Here is a 2333-nt window from a genome sequence, read left to right as displayed (position 1 = left end):
AAAGCCCATATAAATGGGTAATGTACAAGTTGCTGTAGAAGCATGTTTAATTCGTCTGATCACAGATACTTTATAAAGTATTTTAATACTTTTTTGAATCAGTCAATGCGTAAGTCCTATAGAAGTATCAATCAGAGATTTTAAGTTATGAAAAAATTTAGCTTTACAATACATATAGTCGATCTGAATGCATCACATAATGGTTTTGAAGATAGGCTATATGAGGCAGGGTGTGATGATGCGCTTGTATGTTCAATCAATAAAAATTTATATCTAGAGTTTTCAAGAGAATCTAAAACACTCGATTTAGCTATTGAAAGTGCAGTAAATAATATTAAAAAAGCTAATGTAAAAGTAATTCGAATAGATGTTGAATAAACTGTACTATCTCAAAACCGATCTGACAGTTACCCATATTCAATAGTTGCTGCCAGTGAACCGTACCGAGTTTGCGGAGTCAAATATTCGAGAGCATGTTCCAATCAAAAAATTAAAATTCACGCTTGAAATGTAGTAGCTCAAATCTAATCTGACAGTTCCCTAATTTAATAGCAGCTGTCAGTTTAAATTTGAGCTAATTTTACTCAATCTTTATCGGTTTATTATTCTCTTTCCTCTAACTTTCGGAAGTGCCAATTTTTTATTTCATCATAGTCATAATATACACCAGCTTGTCTACTGGTTCCGCTTTTAATGCATGCTGGAAATGTTTCATCAGCAAGAGAAATCTTGCGTAATTGATTGAGCGAAATACTAAGCAACTTACATACATCTTTTCGAGTAATGCGTAACGGAACAAGTGATGTACTTTCTTTATCGAATAAAAATGGAGGCATTTTAATATCCTGCTTCGATTTAATTGAAGCGAGAATATCACTACTTGAAAAAATAATTTGTCGTACGTTAAATAAATGCAAAAATATTCAAATAAGTCTATAAATTAACCTATAAGGAACTATTTAAAGTTCCTTGGACCAGATAATTCATAAATTAGATCAGACCAAAATTGCATAATTTCTACTCTTTCACGTAAATGAGCACCTTTATCGTAGGCACCTTTCACTCCATTCTTGAGATGAGATAAAGCGGCTTCAATAACTTGTTCTCGATCGCTAAAATGATCATTTAAATGCGTACTAGCAATGTGTCGGAAACCATGGGGATTTTGTTGTCCGAAATAGCCTAATCTGTTTAATGCTGCATTGAAGGTTAAGTTTGAAATGGGTTTATTAATGCTGTCTCTTGACGGAAATAAATAACTGCTTTCACGATTTGATATTTGTTTTAACCTTTCAAGTAATTGCAAGGTTTGATTGGAAAGAGGGATTGCGTGCTCAATACCACGCTTCATAATGTCCGAAGGGCGAATCCAAACTTTATCTTCGAAGTTAAATTGTTCCCATTTTGCTTGGCGCAATTCCCCAGGTCGTGGAAACATTAAAATCAACAATTCCAGTCCGATGCTAATCGTTTCGGATTTATATGTTCTGATTCTTTCTAACATAAGAGGCAATTCATTTAATCCAACATGCTTCATGTTACTAGCGATTTTTTTGTCTAAGAATTTATTAATGCCTGCAAGTGGGTTGTATTTGGTCTTATTTTTAAATACAGCAAGCTCATAAGCATTTCTACAATATGAAATCAGCTTCTCAATACGATTGAAAATTTTTTCTTCACGCTGTTTAGTTTGAAAAAATAAAAGCCATTCGCTAGAAGAAATATCTTCATATTTACGATGAGAAAAAGTCGGTAAAATGTGTTTTTCGATTGATTGCACTTCTTTTTTGAAAGTTGAAGGCTCCCATGTATTTTTTTTGGTATCAATCCATTCATTCAATAGTGAGCCAAATAATTTGTCATGTTCGATTTTTTCATTTTTTAATCGATCATTTTTAGATTCAAATTGAATTTCTCCAGTTTCGTATTTATATACTAATGATCGTGCAGCCTTAACAGAAATTTCAGGGTAGGGGCCTAATCCTCTCCAAGTCCATTTACCATCACTATTTTTAATTCGATATTGCCAAGATTTTTTACCAGAAGTTTGAACTCTCATGTAAAGCCCGGGGATATCGGAAATTCGGTATTCTTTATCCTTTGGTTTTTTCGAAGAATAGGCTACATCCGTTAAAAGTTTAGCTTTAGTCATAATATATTGATTTTCCTTGCATGAATTAATCGTTTGTATCCTGAGTTATAGTTTTAACTTTGTACACGACAAAAAAAGATAACTCATTGAAATAATGGCATAATACTTGTTTTCTGACGACGAATATGATGACACATTTCAATGAGTTACATCTCATCTTAAACAAATATCTAAAGTGGAA

3 protein-coding genes are annotated in these 2333 nt (G+C 32.7%); 1 reads left to right on the top strand and 2 read right to left on the bottom strand.

Annotation, left to right across the window (positions count from 1 at the left end; translation table 11 throughout):
- The first annotated feature begins 147 nt into the window (after positions 1-147).
- A complete protein-coding gene (locus FTV03_RS17535) occupies positions 148-378 on the top strand; it encodes a hypothetical protein (protein ID WP_180042394.1) in 231 nt (76 codons plus the stop codon).
- Between the two features lie 224 nt (positions 379-602).
- On the opposite strand, the gene FTV03_RS17530 is transcribed toward FTV03_RS17535, so the two are convergent.
- Together FTV03_RS17530 and FTV03_RS17525 are read right to left on the bottom strand one after the other, a co-directional pair.
- Positions 603-836, bottom strand: a complete 234-nt coding sequence (locus tag FTV03_RS17530; protein WP_180042392.1) for a transcriptional regulator — start codon at positions 834-836, stop codon at positions 603-605.
- Between the two features lie 119 nt (positions 837-955).
- Positions 956-2152 carry a tyrosine-type recombinase/integrase gene (locus tag FTV03_RS17525; RefSeq protein WP_180042390.1) on the bottom strand — a complete coding sequence of 399 codons (1197 nt, stop codon included), beginning with the start codon at positions 2150-2152 and terminating at the stop codon, positions 956-958.
- Positions 2153-2333: the final 181 nt, after the last annotated feature.

Origin of the sequence: Acinetobacter sp. YH12218 (assembly GCF_013417925.1) — a bacterium.
GTDB lineage: Bacteria > Pseudomonadota > Gammaproteobacteria > Pseudomonadales > Moraxellaceae > Acinetobacter > Acinetobacter amyesii.
Note: the sequence above shows the minus strand (reverse complement) of the source record. Positions and strands in the feature narration are given on the sequence as shown.